General features: G+C 41.7%; 13 protein-coding genes. 6 read left to right on the forward strand and 7 right to left on the reverse strand.

Annotated elements, in window-relative coordinates:
* Positions 1–90: 90 nt before the first annotated feature.
* The 7 genes from AC0L7T_RS18570 to AC0L7T_RS18600 form a co-directional block, all read right to left on the reverse strand.
* Positions 91–375 (reverse strand): DUF6966 domain-containing protein, encoded by a 285-nt coding sequence (locus tag AC0L7T_RS18570; protein ID WP_473337424.1) that lies wholly within the window; start codon positions 373–375, stop codon positions 91–93.
* Positions 376–415: 40 nt separating this feature from the next.
* Complete coding sequence (locus AC0L7T_RS18575) at positions 416–922, reverse strand: transposase (RefSeq protein ID WP_473337426.1); 507 nt, start codon at positions 920–922, stop codon at positions 416–418.
* A 51-nt stretch (positions 923–973) separates the two neighbouring features.
* Positions 974–1,780, reverse strand: coding sequence for an IS110 family transposase (locus AC0L7T_RS18580; RefSeq protein WP_473337428.1), 807 nt, complete (start codon positions 1,778–1,780; stop codon positions 974–976).
* A 438-nt stretch (positions 1,781–2,218) separates the two neighbouring features.
* Entirely contained in the window at positions 2,219–2,848 is a 630-nt protein-coding gene (locus tag AC0L7T_RS18585) for a HEAT repeat domain-containing protein (protein WP_473337429.1), read from the reverse strand.
* A gap of 453 nt (positions 2,849–3,301) precedes the next feature.
* A complete protein-coding gene (locus AC0L7T_RS18590) occupies positions 3,302–6,022 on the reverse strand; it encodes a family 78 glycoside hydrolase catalytic domain (protein ID WP_473337432.1) in 2,721 nt (906 codons plus the stop codon).
* Positions 6,019–8,229: a metallophosphoesterase family protein gene (locus tag AC0L7T_RS18595; protein ID WP_473337433.1), complete on the reverse strand. Its 2,211-nt coding sequence runs from the start codon at positions 8,227–8,229 to the stop codon at positions 6,019–6,021. Before AC0L7T_RS18595 ends, AC0L7T_RS18590 begins: the two co-directional genes overlap by 4 nt.
* A 3-nt stretch (positions 8,230–8,232) precedes the next feature.
* Complete coding sequence (locus AC0L7T_RS18600) at positions 8,233–10,107, reverse strand: sulfatase-like hydrolase/transferase (RefSeq protein ID WP_473337435.1); 1,875 nt, start codon at positions 10,105–10,107, stop codon at positions 8,233–8,235.
* 401 nt (positions 10,108–10,508) lie between these two features.
* On the opposite strand from AC0L7T_RS18600, the gene AC0L7T_RS18605 reads away from it, so the two are divergent.
* The 6 genes from AC0L7T_RS18605 to AC0L7T_RS18630 all read left to right on the forward strand — a co-directional run bounded on the left by AC0L7T_RS18605 (position 10,509) and on the right by AC0L7T_RS18630 (position 18,059).
* Positions 10,509–11,330, forward strand: coding sequence for a LytR/AlgR family response regulator transcription factor (locus AC0L7T_RS18605; RefSeq protein ID WP_473337436.1), 822 nt, complete (start codon positions 10,509–10,511; stop codon positions 11,328–11,330).
* A gap of 89 nt (positions 11,331–11,419) precedes the next feature.
* Positions 11,420–12,631 (forward strand): dioxygenase family protein, encoded by a 1,212-nt coding sequence (locus AC0L7T_RS18610; RefSeq protein ID WP_473337437.1) that lies wholly within the window; start codon positions 11,420–11,422, stop codon positions 12,629–12,631.
* A 217-nt stretch (positions 12,632–12,848) separates the two neighbouring features.
* The gene (locus AC0L7T_RS18615) at positions 12,849–14,174 is read left to right on the forward strand and encodes a peroxidase (RefSeq protein ID WP_473337439.1); all 1,326 of its coding nucleotides are present in this window, start codon (positions 12,849–12,851) and stop codon (positions 14,172–14,174) included.
* Positions 14,175–14,178: 4 nt separating this feature from the next.
* On the forward strand, positions 14,179–15,588 hold the full coding sequence (locus tag AC0L7T_RS18620) for a Dyp-type peroxidase (RefSeq protein ID WP_473337441.1): 1,410 nt from the start codon (positions 14,179–14,181) through the stop codon (positions 15,586–15,588).
* Positions 15,581–16,543 carry a catalase family protein gene (locus tag AC0L7T_RS18625; RefSeq protein ID WP_473337443.1) on the forward strand — a complete coding sequence of 321 codons (963 nt, stop codon included), beginning with the start codon at positions 15,581–15,583 and terminating at the stop codon, positions 16,541–16,543. Before AC0L7T_RS18620 ends, AC0L7T_RS18625 begins: the two co-directional genes overlap by 8 nt.
* A gap of 160 nt (positions 16,544–16,703) precedes the next feature.
* Positions 16,704–18,059 carry a hypothetical protein gene (locus AC0L7T_RS18630; RefSeq protein ID WP_473337445.1) on the forward strand — a complete coding sequence of 452 codons (1,356 nt, stop codon included), beginning with the start codon at positions 16,704–16,706 and terminating at the stop codon, positions 18,057–18,059.
* Positions 18,060–21,407 lie beyond the last annotated feature (3,348 nt).

Below are 21,407 nucleotides of genomic sequence, written 5' to 3' on the forward strand. Positions count from 1 at the left end.
TAAGTTAAGAATATTTGATATTAAGACTTTCATTTCATTGGAACCAACGTCAGTGTAAAACGGATTTTCACATAGTATTAGATGCTTTTTTTATTTTTTTCTAAATTCTGTTTTGACTTCCATTGCCAATTCCCATAATTGAGTTCTAAGTGAGGAAAAATTTTCATTTTTGCGAGTAATTTTCGTTAAGTATGTATCATTAAATGAACCCATACTACCATATGCTCCAAGAATTTTCGAAATGGAGCTTTCTATGTCTACCCTTAATAAATTTTTTGCTTTAAGAAACCATTCTGCCCAGTTTTTCTGATTGTCTTCATTTAACAAGGTTATTAGTTTATCTAAAACTCTTTCTATCTTGTTTATTTCAGTCACTTTCTCTAAGTTAATTCTTACTAACGTTACAAAAAAACTTTCAAATTGGCTCAATTTCGAGCCCAAGGTCCTCATTAGTCAGACCGAATTTATCGATTTGTTTCTTTATCCGTTTAACTAAACCCAATTTTCTTTTCTGATCTAGGAAGAGATAGCCTTCCGGATTAATATAGGGAACTCCCTTCACCACCATATTCCAGATGATAACCGCCAGCTTACGGGCGGTGGCACTGATAGCCGAAACCCTTCCTTTTCTAAAGCTTATTCTATGGAAGAAGTCTCGTAGTGGTGTAGAATCCTTCAGGTTTCCAATGGCATTGGCAGCATTCCGTAATGCGATTTTCAGTCTGTTGCTTCCTTTTGGAACTTTACTGGAAAGTACTTTTCCCCCACTTACTTTATTGTTAGGTGCAAGCCTCAGCCATGATGTAAAATGCTTGGCTGTTTTGAATTTCCTGATTCCTTCAAGGCCAACCTCACTCATTAGTGCCAGAACAGTAGAATAACTCATCCCTTCAATTGCAAGCAGGTCAGTACCTTCAAACATTTGATAGGACTTCAAATTAAGATCAATGTCCTTTGGGGTATTTTTGTTGACTCATTTGTGGGGCTTCGCATCAATAAAATGCTGCCGCTTATTGTCATCGGAATTGATGATTTCATTTAGCATCTTATCAATTTCCTTATCGCACTCATCGATTTTATTTTGGAGGTGGTCGTAGGTGTCAAGTTCCTGCTGGAGTGCGAAAAGGTAATCTTTCCTGCCATTGGTCTGCAAGGCTTTGGCTATCTCTTCTTCACTTTTCCGGCAGTTTCCGTGCCTGAGGGAGGCTAGTTTTCCTGGATTGGTTTCACCATCGCAAATGGCCCTAATAATCAACAGGCCGGTCAGCCCACAGATATCCTTGACTACTACGTCCAATCTCAGGTTGAGCAACCTAAGGTTCTTTTGCATCTTCTTGGATGTAGAGGCGGCTAATTGAAGTAGATTAGCCCTTTGCCTGCAGTAGGTCCGGAGTTCTTCTGTCTTACCATCAGGCAGAAAACTACTGGTCAAAAGCCCTAGCGTATGCAGTTTCTGAATCCACTGACAGTCCTTTATATCTGTTTTCTTACCTTTGATGTTTTTGGTAAACTTTCCATTACAAAACACCACATGAAGCCCTTTGGAAATCAAAACCGCATACAAGTTTTGCCAGTAAGTACCGGTACTCTCCATGGCCACTGTTTTGACATCTTTTTCTTTCAACCAATCTGCCAAAGCGAACAGATCCTGATTAAAGACTCCATATTCACGCACATCCTTTTCGGATTGCCCCACAGCCACCCGATGGGAGCGACTGCCTACATCGATACCCGCAGCCTGCGGATTAACGACTTGCATTGATACAAATTCCTGTTCCATAATGAGACAACTTAGGCTCTAAGGGGATGTGCTTTTGGCAAGAAAATATTCTGAACAGCCTGTCCCGAGCGCAGCCAATCGGGAGGGTTTCCGGTAAAAACCGGAACCGCCACTAAAGTAATCGCAAGCATCCCAACCAGGATTGCGCCCGTGCTTTCCGAATAATCAGAAGCAACAGTTTAAAAATCGGCCTTACAAAGAGCCTTACTAATTTAAGAAAATGTCGGGATGATGCAACAACCCGTTAGCTCTGAAAGTAAATGTGTTTCATATATGGAGGATTGCCGATAACGGGCCTGGCTATTGCAAGTGCGGGATTTTGAAGCCGCTTTATTGTCTGCCTATCGTAAAGTTTATTAATTGTATTATCTTCATTTTTAGCCAGTAAACCCGCATTTGCTATAGCTGATGTTGGCGGTATGTGCTTTTTTATTTATTTTAATTTCTTTTCCTAATCTCTTCTATGGCCAATTTCGCTGATGTCTTTACATCTCTTTTTCGACTACTTAAATGTTTCTCTATATGGGGAATCGCTTTATTAGTTCCAATTCTATTCAATGTCGAATTAGCGTAGGTCAAGTCGCTTGGGTCTTCCGATTGTTCTAAAATGTCGATTAAGGTTTTTTCAGCAACTTGGTCATTAGAATTTTTCAATGCTTTAATGGCGCTATGTCTTATCAGCCACTTGTTATTTTTCGTTGCTTTGATGATTAGTGTCAAGTCAGTTCCTTTCGGTTTTTCCAAATTAGCTATTCGGTCAAGTAAAGAACCGATAATATATTTATCAGTCTCCTTTTCAATTCTATGAATTAAATATTGAGTTGCTGAACCGTCAATTGCGTTCTTGGCAAGATGTCCTAGTATAAAATACGCTCGGTCGCGATTCTTCTTATTTTTTTCTTTATCGATAAAGTCAATTAGTTGAGGGACGAAATCATTATTTTCGAGTTTTTCAGCTTCTCGCAATGCTTTCCAAGAAACTGTCTCGCTACTTTTATATCCAGATTCTATTTTCTGGTCACTTGTGTCATTCATTCTCTCGATTAGGTCAATTTGGTACTTGTCCATCGTCATTTTTGCATTACCGCCAACTCGTTATATGCGCAGTTTTATTGCTCAATATATCCTTATTTGGTTGACTTGGTGTAGTTTTGTTTCACTTTATATTTTTATATCCATGTCCTCAATTGGACTTCGAACCGCTTTAATTTCCCGGTCACTTACCTGTATATAAATTGCTGTGGCTCAATTGCTATAATACTCAAGAAGCCCCTGAAGACAGCTTATATCAGTTCCTTATTTATATATAATATTGACCTAAGAATGTCGTAACAAGATACAAATTTTGAGTATTGCCCCTCTGTAAATCGTTAAAAAATAAATTTTTAAAAACCTATCCCCCGGCCAGTTTCCGGTCAACCTAACGAAGTCCAGTAGTCAATGCGCTAATATTTTCGTGGCAATTGACCGGAACCCTTAAAAAAAAATAGGAAACTCCTATTGCTTAATTCTGGTTTGGCCTTACTCCACCTTTTGCTTGATTTGATAATTGCCACCGGGCAAATCGGCCATAAACCATTCTCCGCCTTTTTCATCGGATACCCGTTCAAAAAGAACTGAAGCCCCCTGCTCCACCACAGGTAATAATTTATTATTAGCCGGTAACCTTAACTCAGCAACTGTATTGGAAGGAACGGTAAGGCTCAATTCAACCTGCCCTGAAGTCCTTCGCCAATGACTTTTTATCATCCCATAGGGAGAGTTATGACCTGCCTCCACCCATTCAATTTCAGAAGCAAGTGAAGGCTCAATAATAAAACGTTTAAATCCTGGAGATTCATCAATGGGCCTGATGCCAGCTAGTCCCTTGAAAAAGTAATCTCCAATGGTACCAAACATTATATGGTTGCGAGATTGGCTCCCATCCCAATTCTGAAACATGGTATTGGCATTCAGTTCATCTACCCAATAACCCCAGCTTGGGAACGTTCGCTTGTTGGCCATTTCAAACAAGACATCCACTTGCTGATAATCCATCAATACCTGAATAATTGCCTTGGTACCGACCACCCCTGCATCGATATGCCCCTCTTTAGTGTCAATTGCATTTAGCAATCCGGCCAAAACCAAGTTCTCCTTCTCTTCAGGCACCAAACCAGTAAAAAGTGGAACGGCCTGGGAAGCCTGTCCCCCATGGTCATACCGCCCCGTTTGAGGATTAAAATAGGCTTGGTTAAAAGCCTTGGCTATATTTTTCGAAAGTTTCAGGTAAGCTTCCTGATCTTCTAATTCGCCAAGAACACCGGCCATTTTAGCTAGCAGATTACTGAAGTAGTGGAAAAAGGCTGTGGATAGAAATGGTCCTTGGGTGAGGTTTTCCAGTTGTTTGTGATCATCAATGCCAAACTTTAAGAGGTAAGCCTCAGCGTTAGCTTCCAGGTAATCCACGTACTTTTTCATGTTTGGATAATACCTTGCCAGCAGTAAGCTGTCTCCTGAAAACCGGTACATTTGCCATGCAACTTCCAAAAAAGCCCCTTCCCAATGCGGTCCATAACCTCTTTCCTTATCCAGGCCTTGGTTGAAAGTGTATCCCCATCCACTGGTAGGAATGATCCCCGGCAGGTCGCCACTGTCTTGCTGTTCATCTACAAAATCGTCCAACCATTTCCTGTAAGCAGGCACCATATCAAAATTATAATTTCCCATTTCTGCCACCAAAAGGGCATCACCTGTCCATCCCATTTTTTCGCGGTGTGGACAGTCTGTGGGATACCCATGGTAATTGCCCAAAAATGACCAGCGCATATTTTCCTGCAATCGATTGAACATGGCATTTGAACTTCTAAAATATCCTTTTTCAGGAAGATCGGTGTGCAGCACAGCTGCATTGATTTCTAGAAGTTCTATCTCCGGTTCACTTAAAGTGACCTCCATGTATTGAAATCCCTGGTAAGTAAAAATCGGATGCCAAGATTCGGCCCCATCACCTTTCAGGTAATACCGATCTGTTTGGGTATCTCCAGACCAGATAAATCTACTAAGCTCTTTAATATCCAGGGTACTGTCAGGATAAATCCTTTCCCCATACCGGATTTTCACCCTCGCATTGGCAGGTCCTTTAACCTTTATATTGGCCCATCCGGTAATGTTTTGACCTAAATCATACATGAAAGTACTGTCATTGATTTCCCATTGGTTTTTTGGTGTAAGGGTATCTATCACCCTTATTGGAGGCATTAACTGGGCAACCATTTCCCCCTTCGGCCCACTAACCTGGTGTGCAGCTTCCCAATTTGAATCATCAAAATCCGACGAAGTCCAATCCATTTCCTTGCCGGCATCATAGCTTTCCCCATTGTGTACACTATCAAATATTATAGGCCCATTCAAAGTATACTTCCAACTTTCATCTGTATGGATCCAAAGGGCTTTGCCTTCCGCATCCACAATTCTCAATTGCGCCCTCAAAACAGGTACGCCACGCCAGGGGGCCTGATCAAAATCCCAGGCTTCTCTGGTATGCTGGTTGTACCATCCGTTTCCTAAAACCACGCCTATCGCATTTTCGCCATTATTGAGCAATGCGGTCACATCGTGCACCACATATTTCACCGTTTTATCATAGCGTGTCATGGCAGGATCTAAGACATGGTCTCCCACCTTCTCCCCATTAATATAGGCTTCATGGTATCCCAAACCGGCAATATACAGCCTTGCTGACTGTATAGGCTTATCTATGGAAAACTCCTTACGGAAATAGGGGACTGGCGTTAATCCAGGAATGCTGTCCTGAGCATTGGTGGATGCTATCCATAAACCTTTCCAGTCATTAAGGTCTTTAAGCCCCATCTCAAACCAGGTGGCTTGGCTTTCATAAACCGCTCCCTTTTTATCCTGAACCAAAACCTTCCAGTAAACCTTAGTTCCGGATTCCAAGGTCTTACCCTCATAGGAAATCCCCAAAGAATGATCAGAACCAACCTCTCCTGAATCCCTTAGGTCTGCTTTTCCTTTTGTCAAAAACTCAGGTTTGGTTGCCACCAAAATGCGGTAATTTTGTTGGAAGAAATCGGCCAACCCCTCCTCCATCTGCCAACTAAAAACCGGTTTGTCCTCCAAGCCTAAGGGAGTGGTAAGGTGGTTGACTTTTAGGGCATTGACTTTAAATTCTATTTTCTCAGAACAAGCAAAAGTCAGCCCGATTAAAAAAATCCATATTGGATGTACAGATCGTATCATATTTTAGTTTTTGTGGACATGATGTACCTGTGTTCACCTGCGATATGGCTGAAAGGCATGTTCTTGTTAAGCCACCACAGTTTATCAATAGGCATTTCTTTAATCGGTTTTTCTCCAACTTTTGAAACTCCAGAAGCATCCATCAAGCCAATATTGGTGAAATACAGGCCAAAACCGGCACTATTTCCATCATTGATATGCCAGGTCCCTAAATTAATTACCAGCCTGTCCAGCTTGGAAACATCAACACCTTGATTTTCATAATCTTTTTGCCAGTTAAGTTGGGCCTTTTTCCAGGTCTCCTCTTTGCTATCCAATTCAAAATGTAGAAAAGGAATAGCCTTGTGATCTGAAAAGCGGTCTTTTAAAAGAGGCGTCCCTTTACCCAGCCAGTATGCCATGTTTAAGAGTTTTGTGCTTCCTATAAAACCCTCAAGCCAAACATAGCCACCTGCCCAAGCCTCATTTTGTTTAACAGATTCCTTATCCAAACAATATTCCAAGCCAATCGCCTTTGGCTCCTTATCCAGAATAATCGCCTGACACAAATGGTTTATGGTTTGTGGCAACCGGTCTTGGCCGGGAACTGAGTACGCCCTTTTTGCGGAAAACAAATAAAGGGCTTTGTAGGTACCAAATTCCCTAACTTCCATAAGGTTAGAAGGAGTCTGATTTTCTTTGTAAACATAGCGTCGGTGCCATTTATCCAAGCCTGCAGAAAAATCGCCATTTTGGAAATCTTTCTCGCTTGGCAATTCCCACTTGTAATTGAGCCAAAGTGGAAATTTGCTTTTTGAAAATTCAGGTATCTCTTCAGGATAAGTATAAATTTCTTCCGTAACTGTTTTAAAAAAAGCTTTACCTACTTTACCTCTGGCGCTGAAAACCAAAAGGCCCTGAGAAGGCCCACCGTGAATTTCTTCTTCCCCAAAGGCCCTTGGTCGGTAACCTGCCGCAGGAATATTAATCATTTTAATTCCTTTATAGGTTACCGCTGTTTTTTGGGAGGCTATGATAGGTATATGTACATGCCCACTAAAAACAAACCGAACATTGCCACGTTTGGTCAATAAGTTTAGCAACATCCTTTTAACGGCAATGGATTCCGCATAATTAATCAAAGGATCAATACCTATGGGATGCGAAGGAACGTGCTGGAAGAATACTGTTGGTTTGTCTTTATTTTTCTCAAGGTCTGTAGCCAACCATTCGAAATAATGAGGATGGGTCTCAAAAAAATTTTCCCTTAAAGGATCTGGCCAAACTATAAAATGCCAGTCGCCCAAGTCAAAGCTATAAAGCAACCACTCCATTCCATTCATTGCTTTTTGGGCACTAAAGTAATGGTTAAATTCATCCATTTTATATCCAGGAGTAAATGTTGATTGATACCTGGTTTCATGGTTTCCTATGGCTAACAAAATAGGTGATTCTAATGCTTTCAAATATGCCCGCATTGCTGCAAAATGAGCCATTTCTCCCTGGTTGTCAACCAAGTCTCCTAAAACCAAGGTAAGCACTGGTTTATTGGGCAATTCATTTACCCTCTTTATGGTATCTTCGGCAAAAGCATTGTGAATTTTTACTCGGGTGGGGTGAGCTTTGGGTACTTTAGGATCTCCACCCTGGGGATCTGCAAGGATGGCGATATCAAAGTTTTTACCCTCTGGGGAAATCCCCAAAATCGCTGGATCCAATTGTCCCATTTCCAAGTCAAGTAAGTAATTACTTGAAACCTGCAGCTTACCAACTTTAAAAGAAAGCTCCTTTTTGTCAACCAATTCACCCAAGCTCAAATGAAAATCTTTCCCATTGAGGGTGAAGTTCATCACTGTGTCGGGCTGTGGGTTTTTAATCCATATAGCAAAAATATAAGGAAAAGCAGCCCCTACCTGAAATTGAAACTGTCTACCCTCATCCCCTACTTTCGCTCTATGGTTGGCAAAGGGATAGTCTTTTATTTTATACAGTAAGGCTTTATTTTTATAAAAATTTAATGTTACCTTTTGAGGTAACTTTGTTCCAAAAGCCAGGAATTCAAGCCTAAGCATAAATTCACCAGCCTTATTTAATACTTCTGAAAATAGTTTGGCTTCGGGATAAGCAAATGGTGGAATAGGATTTATATGTTCCCCAGACAAGCCTTTCCCCATAAAAACCAAGGAAGAACTTGTGCTAAGTTTGGATATGAAAGCCCTTCTTTTCACTTTTTACCAATCCATATCAAAACCATAATCTGCCGGGTTAATTTCCCATTTTTCGAGCAAACCTCTGGCGGCTCTTAAATCATATTGGCTTCGGTCCAATTCTCCGGCATTTTCAACCATGGCAATGACCGCATCCAAGCTGGTTTTTGACTCATCTTCTATGCTGTCAATTACATTTAACGCATGGGTTCTGGCGAAAGAATTGGGCGTCATCAATACCTCGGCCAGCGCTTGCAATGCTTTTTCCTTGGCACCCAAGCCATACAATGCTTCAGCTGCAACTGACTTGACATTTGGAGAGGAATCATTTAGGGCTTTCTCCAGTGCACCCAAAGCCGGCCTAGCCTTTTCACCCAAAATCAATAATCCGGTAGCTCCCCAGTACCGTTTAGCGGCTTCCTCCGAGTTTAGTAAGTCCATCAATTGGGAAAGGTCTTCTTCTTTAGCAGTTGAGGCCAAATTGGCTGCTTCTATCAATTGCTCCAAATCAATGTCGGAGTTGCGCATATAATCATAGGCAGTGGTCCCTGATGTTCTGTCAATCAACTCCGCTTCAGGAATAAATCCAGTATCATGAATTTTTAACATCCATTCCTTTGCTGCTGCACGCATTCGGATAAGGTCATCCTTGTATTTAGGGTCGTCGGCCAGGTTATTTACTTCCCAGGGATCATTTTCTGTGTCATACAGCTCCTCGGCAGGTTTGGTATTCCAAAAGGCAGATTGGATGGGGTTCAACTCTCCGGCTTTAAAAGCAGCCTGCCAGGACCTGATAGAAGGTGCCCTAAATAAATACTCTAAATACTGACCATAAACCCTGTAAGGGATGTAATTCCGAATGTACCTGAATTTCTGGTCTCGAACTGCCCTACTCATGTCATAGCGCTCATCCATTCTCCCACGAAACATGTACACATACTCGGGATCTTCTGTTTTTTTCTCTCCTAAAAAGGCTTTTCCCTGCAGGTAGTCAGGAATATCTGTTCCGATAATGCTTAGCAGTGTAGGAAATAAATCCACGAAACTGATCATTCTATCTACCTTATCTCCAGGTTTTTCTGCTGGAAACAAATGCTTGTATTTTTCTGGTATTCTTACGATAAATGGTACTCTAGTACCTGTTTCGTACACATAGCGCTTGCTTCTGGCCAATACCCCACCATGATCGCCATAATAAAAAACAATGGTGTTCTCCGCTTCTCCGCTATCTTCAAGTTCTTGTAAAATCTCCCCGATTTTTTGATCCATGTCCTCCACCTTGTCATAATATTGGGCCCAATCATGGCGCATTTCCGGAGTATCCGGATGATAAGGAGGTAATGTAACCTCCTCAGGACTGTGCCTCAGGTCCTCATTGGGAATGGATTTGTGGATTGAACTTTCATGAGAGATGGTACTATTAAAAACAGCAAAAAAAGGCTTCCCTTCAGGTCTGTTTTTATAGTGCGCTTCTTTACTTGAATCGTCCCAAATATTTACATTTTGCGCTGGGTTGATATTGTAGTCTTCCTTGGAATTATTAGTGGCATAATAACCGGCCTCTCGTAATATTTGTGGATAGAACTTCACTTCATCCGATTTGTCATAATAACTCCTCATGTGCTGGTTTCCACCCGAGATCGCGTAAATACCTGTCAAAATAGTATTTCTGGCCGGGGCACAGACCGGTACGTTTGCATAGGCATGGGTATAAAGAAAGCCCTCTGCTGCCAAGGCATCCATATTTGGGGTGGTGGCGAATTCATCTCCATAACAGCCAGCTATTGGACTGTTGTCCTCACTGGTGATCCATAAAATATTGGGGAGAGGTAATTCTTCTGCAGGCTTGGCACATCCAAAAAACAATACAAGTAAAAGGGAATATAAGGTCGGTTTCATTTTGGGTTTTGATAATTATTGATGCGAAACTATAAATAAAAACATTTTTTTTGGTTTTATGCAGGGAATGCAAAAAAACACTTGATTCATTGCTTTTGATTTACAAGAATTAATCAAAGTCCAATTTAACCCGGATTATGTAATAGGATTCGTGATGAGTGTTGCAATCGCAAGAAAATCAGGCTGTTTAGAGATTTTAGCATAGCACCGCTATGGTGAAATTGAAAACAGCAACGAAGTGGCTGATTTTAAAGCGATTTCAGCACGTAATAGATTATCTATTGCATATTTCGGGTTTAACCCGAAATCAAGCCATTACCAAAGTAAAATAAAAACCAAATGGCTTAGGGCAACTTTGAGGGATATTCATTATTTTTAGTTTACAATGAATCCAATGGCCCATGGAACGATCAACAATTCCTTTCTCAAGTCAATCCCTGTTTAAAGGCAAAAACTCAGCGATATTTCTCGGCTGTTTGTCTTTGTTTATTGGAATGGCCATATTCCAGGATTACTTATTCAGTAGGTTAAACAACACGGGTTTTTACATTAGCGAGTCCCTGCTCTACAATAGTTTATGGGCATTTATACTGCCTTTTGCATTAGTGGAAGGCCATTTCTTAAAACAACTTTATACAAAAAACAGAAGCACCTTCTCCCTGATAGCTGTAGGTTTTGGAGCGCTATTTAGCCTGACCCACCTTTTGGTTTTTGCCAGCTATTTTGTAACGATAAGCCATTTCCTATACTCACCTACCCATCATTTTTCCCATATATTTTATACAGCAATTTCCAATCAATTGGCCTTTCTATTCCTGATTTATGCCACTATACCCTTTATTTACCGGGCATTTTTAAAGACAAAAGCCCAATCTTTCAAGCCAATTGCTGCCTATTATCCTGAGAAAATAAATATTCGCCTTGGAACAAAAATTACAGCAGTACCAACGGCCACTATCCAATTTATCACCACCGACAAACCTTACTTGGCCATTTACACTGCCGATCAAATGTATCTGTCTGACCTCAGCCTTAAAGCGTTTGAAGCCTTACTCAAGCCTGAGCTTTTTCTGCGCGTCCACCGCTCAAGCATTGTAAACGCTGATTGTGTCAAAACCTTAAAATCAAGGCAAAATGGAGATTATGATGCAGCATTAAAAAATGGTAAAACAGTACGATTGAGCAGGCATTTCCGAAGCACCTGGCAGCAGCTCCTCCATTGAGCCTAAGCATTACTCCGTTGGGCAGGTTTTAACAATGTCCTTTGACATGGAATGTTTCTGTACAATTATATTGTACGAAAAGCAGGCCCATGACTCGATTAACAAATGTATTCATTTTACTGTCTTGTTGTTTTATTTCCTTAAGCTGTAACGGACAGCAGCCAAGAAATAAAGAGCCCAAAGCAGTATTAAGCAATGATTTTGATCAATCCCCTCCCCTATTTTACAAAATCCCAGAACGGCTTTCATCAAGTGACACCAGCCCGGGATGGACACAGAAAGGGCAAAAGATAGTATTGACAGGAACGGTTTATGAAATCGACGGCAAAACACCCGCTGCCAATACCCTCCTTTATTATTACCACACAGATGTAAATGGCCAATATGCCACCAAAGCATCGGAACCTTTGAACATGCCCAAAAACCAACTCGGACAAACCCACGGTTACATCAGGGGATGGGTAAAAACTGGAAAGGATGGTAAATACACCATCTACACCGTGATGCCCGGTAGCTATCCCAACGGAAGCGAACCAGCCCATATTCATATGTACGTTAAAGAAGAAAACAGGGAATCCCCCTATTATATAGATGATTTTGTTTTCGATGCCGATAAAGGATTGACAACTGCCAAGCGGGTAAAAATGGAAAATCGAGCTGGAAGTGGTGTGATCCGTTTTGTAGAAAAGGAAGGCTTGTGGATCGGAGAACGCAACCTTATTTTAGGCTTAAATATTTCAGATCTGCCTAAAGATAAAGAAGCCATCAATGCATCAGCCAATGAGATTGGAGAACCTATTTTCTCTTTCACCCCTTACCATGCCTATGGTCCGGACAAGGGCACAAAGACCTGTCCGGTTTGCAAATACGGCTTGTACCATGGCATTTTGTATTTTGTTGGGGACAAGCCCGATTGGCAGACAATAGAGAAATGGTTACTTTTTTTGGACAATGAAAGCTTGCTAAGGCAAAAGTACCTAAAGGTGTATTTTGTATATGGCAATCAATCCAATTATGTACCCTCGGAAAGAAATTCGCAGTTGGAGAAATTAGGGTCGCAACTTCAGTTGAAAAGCGTAGCCCTGACTTTCCTGCCTTCTTTTGCCGATACTGTTTCAAATATTCATTTAAACAACATCAACCCAAAAGTTGACAATACCTTTTTGATTTATAAAAGAAGCAGCATCATCGACAAATACATCAATTTTGCTCCTACTGAAGAAAATTTCAATAAAATAAAACGTGCTCTGGATCAATCAGCAAATCAATATTTTAAATTATCCAGACCCAAAATGGAATAAATCGGCAGGCTATTTTAGCGGAAGAGAATAGCTAAAGCATTGTGCTTATCAAACAGGTTTGGCAAGGAAAAGGCGCTAAGCACAGGATATTACCATCGGTTAAGCCTACCATCTCCTAACAAGCTTATCAAACAGGAGAAAACCTAGTTTTTTTATGGCATTTCTTTACTAAAAAGAAATAAAATTCTCTATATTGTATCAAATATTTTTATAGTTTATGTCTACAATACATAGAGGCCTTACTGTTACTGTCACTATAGATGAGGACAAGCTGAGTAATATCAATGCCCTTTTATTTCAATTCCGAAACGATCTCAAAACCAACAGGGATCAATTCGACAAATCATTGCCCAGCACCTTCTTTATCAGTTGGCTGACCCTACCTGCTCAAATCTACAATGAGACGGAGCAACTCCCTGCAAGAATTATTTTAATGACAAGTTATGTCGGGGACAAGCAAGAGCATTTAAATGAATTGGTGGATTTTCTAGCACCCCAACTCAAGCAGGTTTTTGGAGAAAGTCATGAATTCCCTGAAAATTATGCTGGAAAATCGGATATGCTTCAATTTCTAAGTAGTAAAAGTGTAGCCAACACTTTTTACAGTGGGTTTAAGTTCTTGACCACTTCTGATGTGGCAAAGGAAAAAGCACTCAAATCGGCGGTATGGGAATATGCGCAGCAATTGAATGCGAGCAAGGACGCTTCCCAGCTCAGCCCTTCTTATATAAAGCAGCAAATTGAAGACTTTGTAGCCAATAACCCAGCCCTACATTGGGCCGTTGAAGAAATTCCTTTTGCCAGAAAAAACAAGGTTCAAATGTTACTACCTCTGGTGGTTTTTGGGCTAATTATGGCAACTTCCATAATCTGTATTGTCCTATGCTTTTTTATGGACACTCTTTTCGTGAAAATTATGGCCTGGGTTTTCCCCTTATTTGTATTAATAATGGGAGGCTTATTATTGCTACTTCGGCAAAATGAAAAAAATCCCCATATTCCCAATGAGGAATTGTCTGATGATGAAATCAGGAAAATAGTAGCCCTGGAAACCCATCCTGTACTCAATGAAATGACCGTCATTGCCCCCTTAAAAAAAGGATGGGTAAGAAGGGCTTTTCTATACGTCAGCTTAAAATTAGTGGGCCTATTGACTTATTTCACCTATATACCTACCGTTCATACCGCAAGGTGGTTACAGTTGGACAAGGGAAAAAGACTGGTTTTCATTGCCAACTTTGACAATTTATCTGAGGCCTACGCACATGACTTTGTAGACAGTGAGAAAAGGACCAAAAACATGGCTGTAATCTTTAGCCATGCCTTTGGATTTCCTGCCACTCGCTGGTTGATCCACAAGCAATACAATCACCGAAGCGAATACATGAAGGGGGTCAGGGCCCACCAGAAAATCACCCAATTCTGGTACTCCCACAATCAATATGAAAGCGTGGAAAACCTAAAGAGGAACAGGGCTTTCCGAGAGGGTCTGTTTAAAGAAATGGACGATGAAGCAATAAAAAAATGGCTATTAACGATTTGAAGCTATGGAATTGGAAAAAGAAGACATTCAAGGGCTAATGGTTCGTGGTCATGGTAACCTGACAAGCGCCAGGTTCTTATTGTACAATTGTACGAAACCTGAATCCACCTGCGATTTTTTGAAAGAAATCACCCCTTTAATTACACATGCAGAAGAAAAACCTGAGGAAGAAGCCATCCATATTGCCTTTACCTATGATGGACTTGCCTTTCTCAACCTTCCAGAACCTGTTTTAAACAGTTTTTGTAGGGAATTTAAAGAGGGAATGTCTGCAAAACAAAGGAGAAGTGTTTTGGGAGATATAGGCGAAAATGATCCTGAAAACTGGATATGGGGCCATGACAGCATCCATTTTTTATTGATGGTTTATGCAAAGGACTCGGCGCAACTGGATAAAACCATGCTGAGGATAAAAGAACAAACGGACCGTTGTGGCATTCAACTTATTCACACCCTTCCTACGGGGCTTTTACAGCATCAAAAGGAACATTTTGGATTTAGAGATGATATTTCAAGACCCGTCATTCGGGAACTATTAAAAGAAGAACCCCCTGAAACTGCTACTACTTTTCCTGCGGGAGAATTTATCATGGGCTATAAAAACCTTTACGATGAATATGCGCCTGCTCCCTATGTACCTCATGAATTGGACAAAAAAGAATTATTACCTTTTCACCCTGATTATCCTGAAAGAAAGGACTTAGGTAAAAATGGTACTTATCTGATATTTAGGCAAATGCACCAAAATGTTCATGCATTTTGGAAGTACATGAAGGAACAAACGGAGGAAAAAGCCGCTGCCATCAAACTGGCTAGCAAAATGGTTGGAAGGTGGCCGGATGGTTCTCCTTTGGCCCTGTGCCCCATGCAGCCCGATCCCAGCCTTTCCGAATCCAATAATTTTGGTTTTTGGGACGATGATCAGGCTGGACTCAAATGCCCTATGGGTGCCCATATCCGAAGAACCAATCCCAGAGATCATCTGGTCACAGAAAAAAGCAAAATAGACTCCTCAGAAATGGCCGCCAAGCACCAAATGCTGAGAAAAGGCAGACCTTATGGTCCGCCCGTGACGCCAGAACTTGACCCGAATGACATAATGGATTCAATTGAGGATGAACAAGAACGAGGGCTCCATTTTATTTGCATGGTTACGGACATTAGAAGACAGTTTGAATTTGTTCAAAACAACTGGGTTAGCTTCCATAAATTTGGAGGCCTGGAAAATGATGCTGATCCAATCATCGGCAACCATTACCAGACCGAACATTACCGCACCAATGAGTTTAGCGAGCCCAATTACCCCATCAGAAAAAAATATACAAACCTACCCAATTTCACCTTGATTAAAGGAGGAGCCTATTTCTTTTTCCCCGGTATAAAAGCTTTACAATATATATCAAGCCATGACTGAAGAACAAAACACAGAGGAAAAGGAAATTCAGGACTTGATCCAAACCATGAAGGATTACCTGGACAAGGAATACCTGGCTGGTAAAAAACTCAGGAATTTTCATCCCAAAATGCATGGCCTATTAAAAGGTAGTCTAAGCATACTCCCTGGTTTACCAGAGGAACTAAAGCAAGGGCTCTTTAAAAACCCAGGTGTTTATCAAACATGGATAAGGCTCTCCAATGCACCTCCAAAAGTAAAATCAGACAAACCTGCCTCCGGAAGAGGATTGGCCATCAAGGTGCTGGATATACCCGGGAAAGTAATTGAGCCAGATCCGATAGGAGTGCCTACCCAAAACTTTTTATTAACCACAAGCCCTATTCTGTCCGCCTGGAATATTTCTCTGTACGCAAAAGCCATTAAAGCGGTATTATTCGGGCTTTGGGAACAAATCAAATTTGCGGTAAACCCTTCCCATTGGAGAAGTATTTTCCTGACATTTAAGTACAGCAAGAAACATGACAACCTGCTTTCACAAACCTATTTCTCAGGAGGAGCCTTTAAGTATGGTCCATCGTTATTTGTGAAGTTTGTACTGACTCCAAATGATCCCAACCTGGGCTTTACACTAGATCAAGCAAAAGACGACAACTTTCTAAAATCACAATTGATCAAAGACTGTGAAACGAAAGACCATGCCTTTACCTTAAATGTTCAAATTCATAAAAGTGATGCGCTCCAACCATTGGAAAACACTTCCATTGCATGGGAAGGAGCGTTAATACCTGTAGCAACGCTAAACATACCTCAACAATCCTTTGACATTCCTGAACGAATAAAAATGGGTGAAGAGTTGGAATTTTCTCCATGGATGGGCTTGGAGGAACATGCTCCAGTTGGAGGAATCAACAGGGCAAGAAGAAGGGTGTATAAAGAATTGGCAGCTTACCGGAAAAATAAGGGAATTGATTAATACCCCAATCTTTCTCATTTCCAAGCACTTGTAATTACAAATTACTTTCGGTATTTTAGTATATAGGCCTAATTCGGGGGATTTATTGTTCGAATTCTTCCAAGTTAAAAACAGTGAACCTGAATTTGGGAATTGAAACCTATTGAGAAAAAGCCTGGCTATGAAAGAGACTTGCATTTCCTTGATTTTTGCTTTTCTGCTTGCTTTTTCCACCGCGGCGCAAGTGCCAATTACGGCCCCAACTTTAGGTCCTCCTGCCAGTCTGCTCAAAAGTTCTTCTTCCGGCTCCTTAGCTACAATGGATCAAATCCCCTTTAAAAAAAATCTACAACAAATCCACTCGCTTAAACAAGCTTATGATTCCTTAAATCAAGAGATCAAAGAATTAAAGACCACAAAAATAGACAGCGCCAGAAAGGACAGCCTGGTTAATGCTCTCAAAATCCGTGGGCAAAAAGTACTCGACCAGGAAAAGGAGATGCTACAAAACTTGGTGGCTGACGCAAATCCTTCAAGTGAAAAATTAAAAAACTCTTCGAATTACCTTTTAAAGCAGGTGGAAATATCCAAAGAAACATTGCAACAAGCCAGTGACATATCTGCTGTAGAAGAGATTATCCTGCAAAACGAGGAAAACCTTAAAGCATTCAGTAATGAACGGCTTATGCCTGAACTTGAACAAAAATTAAGCGGAAACCTGGGCAGCAAAATTGATCCACAAAGTACAAATCTGATGGATTATTATGGTAAGGGTGCAATGAAAGAACTTAGCCGAGAGAACGTTGAAGGCTATCTATCCATGGCTAAAGCCAAGTCAATGACTACAGAAAAAACAAAAGCTATTTCCAACGAATACTTACAAAACATTGGCAATAACTACAGCAAAATAAACCTGGATTCCCTCGGGAACATTAAAGTGGTTGCTCCAAAGAAAAACGTTGAAAAATTTAACCTTAAGGAACCGAACAGCTTAATAAAGGCGCCATTTTTAAACAGGACAGGTTTATACCTTTGGTATGATCCATTGACCTCATTTGGCGAGGGAATATTTATAGACCTGGGCATAAAATACAGTTTGAGCAGTCAGTGGCATTCCTTTGCTGGATTAATAATCAAACGCCAATTTAAAAATCAACTGGGGCCAACGAGTACAGGCGAAGGAATAAAAGGAGGATTGCGCTTTACCCTAGGGAATTGGTTGCTTCAGGGAGAGTTGGCAAGAAGTAGCATAAGTTTGGCATATGCCCCGGGTTATGAACACAGAAATTTTGATGGAGCCATCTGGTTATCAGGTTTAGGAGCTGGAAGAACCATTCCAATGGGAAAAAAGCTTCAATCGGTAGTTTTGCTCACCTGGGATCCCCTATTTAAAGAAAGTCGCGGCCTTTCTACTTCCAGGTTTCAATTTAGAATTGGCTTTGAGTTAAATCAACTAAAAAAGATTACGCAGGAAATTCCCAGAAACCTGATTCCCTCAATTCCCCGCCCAGACGCTACTTCCAAAATATTGGATTGACCAATAGTTCAAGTCCTTCAGACTTGTATCGCTTGATTTTAACTACTTGATTAAATACTTATTAACGGTTCTTGAAAAGTTGAAAGGGAAGTAATAGCACTTTGTCAAGCCTATTCAGTTTATAAGCTGGAAAGTGGAATGGCGATATTCTGCTTAACCATTTGGAAAACCCCGTTTCTCTGTTCTTAATTGAAATAGAAGTGATTTTTGACCACAAAAGAAGCCTAGAGGGCTTCACCAATAATAGCCACGGGTGAAAACCCGTGGACGGCCAATTCCCCATCTATTCCTCAACCTTCAAGATGAAAATATCCAATGCAGCACTCCAGCGGAGTGCAATCTTTGTAGCCCTGGGTAAGCCGACGCAGGAGGTGCGACCCGGGGTGTAAATGAGTTGGCATTTATTGGGCATTAGCCTCCAGTAAGCTCAATAGTGAAACAGGCTTTTCGCTAATGCCAGTGGCCCCTTAACCCTAATTTTTTTAAATCTGTTATCGGTAGGTTTTGCAGGGGCTTTGCGTAGAGAAAGTCGAAGGAATCTCCAACGTTATGAGATTGCCACACCCTTTTCCTACACAACCCCTCCCCAAAAAAGGGTTCGCAATGACGTTCTGGTGGTTCATTACCCGCCAATTCCTCATTCCGAGAATTAACATTTTAAAAACGCAGAAATCCAGATGAAAATATCCAATGCAGCACTCCAGCGGAGTGCAATCTTTGTAGCCCTGGGTTAGCCGACGCAGGAGGTGCAACCCAGGGTGTAAATGAGTTGGCATTTATTGGGCATTAGCCTCCTGTAAGCTCAATAGTGAAACAGGCTTTTCGCTAATGCCAGTGGCCCTTTAACCCTGAATTTTAAAATCTGTTATCAGTAGGCTTTGCAGGGGCTTTGCGTAGAGAAAGTCGAAGGAATCTCCAACGTTATGAGATTGCCACACCCTTTTCCTACACAACCCCTCCCCAAAAAAGGGTTCGCAATGACGTTCTGGTAGGTCTATATCAGCCAATCCGTCCTTCCGAAACCTAACATTTTCGAAATGAAGCAATCCAGATGACAATATCCAATGCAGCACTCCAGCGGAGTGCAATCTTTGTAGTGCCCTAGGTTAGCCGACGCAGGAGGTGCGAACCGGGGTGTAAATGAGTTGGCATTTGTAAGGCATTAGCCTCCTGTAAGCTCAATAGTGAAACAGGCTTTTCGCTAATGCCAGTGGCCCTTTAACCCTGAATTTTAAAATCTGTTATCAGTAGGTTTTGCAGGGGCTTTGCGTAGAGAAAGTCGATGGAATCTTTAACCTAAAGAGATTGCCACACCCATTCTCTACGCAACAGCTCCCCAAAAAAGGGTTCGCAATGACGTTCTGGTAGGTTTATATCAGCCAATCCGTCCTTCCGAAACCTAACATTTTCGAAATGAAGCAATCCAGATGACAATATCCAATGCAGCACTCCAGCGGAGTGCAATCTTTGTAGTGCCCTAGGTTAGCCGACGCAGGAGGTGCGAACCGGGGTGTAAATGAGTTGGCATTTGTAAGGCATTAGCCTCCTGTAAGCTCAATAGTGAAACAGGCTTTTCGCTAATGCCAGTGGCCCTTTAACCCTGAATTTTAAAATCTGTTATCAGTAGGTTTTGCAGGGGCTTTGCGTAGAGAAAGTCGATGGAATCTTTAACCTAAAGAGATTGCCACACCCATTCTCTACGCAACAGCTCCCCAAAAAAGGGTTCGCAATGACGTTCTGGTAGGTTTATATCAGCCAATCCGTCCTTCCGAAACCTAACATTTTCGAAATGAAGCAATCCAGATGACAATATCCAATGCAGCACTCCAGCGGAGTGCAATCTTTGTAGCCTTGGGTTAGCCGACGCAGGAGGTGCGACCCGGGGTGTAAATGAGTTGGCATTTGTAAGGCATAAGCCTCCAGTAGCTCAATAGTGAAACAGGCTTTTCGCTAATGCCAGTGGCCCCTTAACCCTGAATTTTAAAATCTGTTATCGGTAGGTTTTGCAGGGGCTTTGCGTAGAGAAAGTCGAAGGAATCTCCAACGTTATGAGATTGCCACACCCTTTTCCTACACAACCCCTCCCCAAAAAAGGGTTCGCAATGACGTTCTGGTAGGTCTATATCAGCCAATCCGTCCTTCCGAAACCTAACATTTTCGAAATGAAGCAATCCAGATGACAATATCCAATGCAGCACTCCAGCGGAGTGCAATCTTTGTAGCCCTGGGTTAGCCGACGCAGGAGGTGCGACCTGGGGTGTAAATGAGTTGGCATTTGTAAGGCATAAGCCTCCAGTAGCTCAATAGTGAAACAGGCTTTTCGCTAATGCCAGTGGCCCCTTAACCCTGAATTTTAAAATCTGTTATCGGTAGGTTTTGCAGGGGCTTTGCGTAGAGAAAGTCGAAGGAATCTCCAACGTTATGAGATTGCCACACCCTTTTCCTACACAACCCCTCCCCAAAAAAGGGTTCGCAATGACGTTCTGGTAGGTCTATATCAGCCAATCCGTCCTTCCGAAACCTAACATTTTCGAAATGAAGCAATCCAGATGACAATATCCAATGCAGCACTCCAGCGGAGTGCAATCTTTGTAGCCCTGGGTTAGCCGACGCAGGAGGTGCGACCTGGGGTGTAAATGAGTTGGCATTTATTGGGCATTAGCCTCCTGTAAGCTCAATAGTGAAACAGGCTTTTCGCTAATGCCAGTGGCCCTTTAACCCTGAATTTTAAAATCTGTTATCGGTAGGTTTTGCAGGGGCTTTGCGTAGAGAAAGTCGATGGAATCTTTAACTTAAAGAGATTGCCACACCCTTTTCCTACGCAACCCCTCCCCAAAAAAGGGTTCGCAATGACGTTCTGGTAGGTCTATATCAGCCAATCCGTCCTTCCGAAACCTAACATTTTCGAAATGAAGCAATCCAGATGACAATATCCAATGCAGCACTCCAGAGGAGTGCAATCTTTGTAGCCCTGGGTTAGCCGACGCAGGAGGTGCGACCCGGGGTGTAAATGAGTTGGCATTTGTAAGGCATTAGCCTCCTGTAAGCTCAATAGTGAAACAGGCTTTTCGCTAATGCCAGTGGCCCCTTAAACCTGAATTTTAAAATCTGTTATCAGTAGGTTTTGCAGGGGCTTTGCGTAGAGAAAGTCGAAGGAATCTCCAACGTTATGAGATTGCCACACCCTTTTCCTACACAACCCCTCCCCAAAAAAGGGTTCGCAATGACGTTCTGGTAGGTCTATATCAGCCAATCCGTCCTTCCGAGACCTATCATTTTCGAAATGAAGCAATCCAGATGACAATATCCAATGCAGCACTCCAGCGGAGTGCGATCTTTGTAGCCCTG

The sequence above is a fragment of the Cyclobacterium sp. 10D3-21 genome, from assembly GCF_055809755.1.

Coding starts and splice junctions, on each gene's coding strand:
- AC0L7T_RS18575 (WP_473337426.1), bottom strand. CDS start 922: ATGTTTGAAGGTACTGACCTGCTTGCAATTGAAGGGATGAGTTATTCT.
- AC0L7T_RS18580 (WP_473337428.1), bottom strand. CDS start 1,780: ATGGAACAGGAATTTGTATCAATGCAAGTCGTTAATCCGCAGGCTGCG.
- AC0L7T_RS18585 (WP_473337429.1), bottom strand. CDS start 2,848: ATGGACAAGTACCAAATTGACCTAATCGAGAGAATGAATGACACAAGT.
- AC0L7T_RS18590 (WP_473337432.1), bottom strand. CDS start 6,022: ATGATACGATCTGTACATCCAATATGGATTTTTTTAATCGGGCTGACT.
- AC0L7T_RS18600 (WP_473337435.1), bottom strand. CDS start 10,107: ATGAAACCGACCTTATATTCCCTTTTACTTGTATTGTTTTTTGGATGT.
- AC0L7T_RS18605 (WP_473337436.1), top strand. CDS start 10,509: ATGGAACGATCAACAATTCCTTTCTCAAGTCAATCCCTGTTTAAAGGC.
- AC0L7T_RS18610 (WP_473337437.1), top strand. CDS start 11,420: ATGACTCGATTAACAAATGTATTCATTTTACTGTCTTGTTGTTTTATT.
- AC0L7T_RS18615 (WP_473337439.1), top strand. CDS start 12,849: ATGTCTACAATACATAGAGGCCTTACTGTTACTGTCACTATAGATGAG.
- AC0L7T_RS18620 (WP_473337441.1), top strand. CDS start 14,179: ATGGAATTGGAAAAAGAAGACATTCAAGGGCTAATGGTTCGTGGTCAT.
- AC0L7T_RS18625 (WP_473337443.1), top strand. CDS start 15,581: ATGACTGAAGAACAAAACACAGAGGAAAAGGAAATTCAGGACTTGATC.
- AC0L7T_RS18630 (WP_473337445.1), top strand. CDS start 16,704: ATGAAAGAGACTTGCATTTCCTTGATTTTTGCTTTTCTGCTTGCTTTT.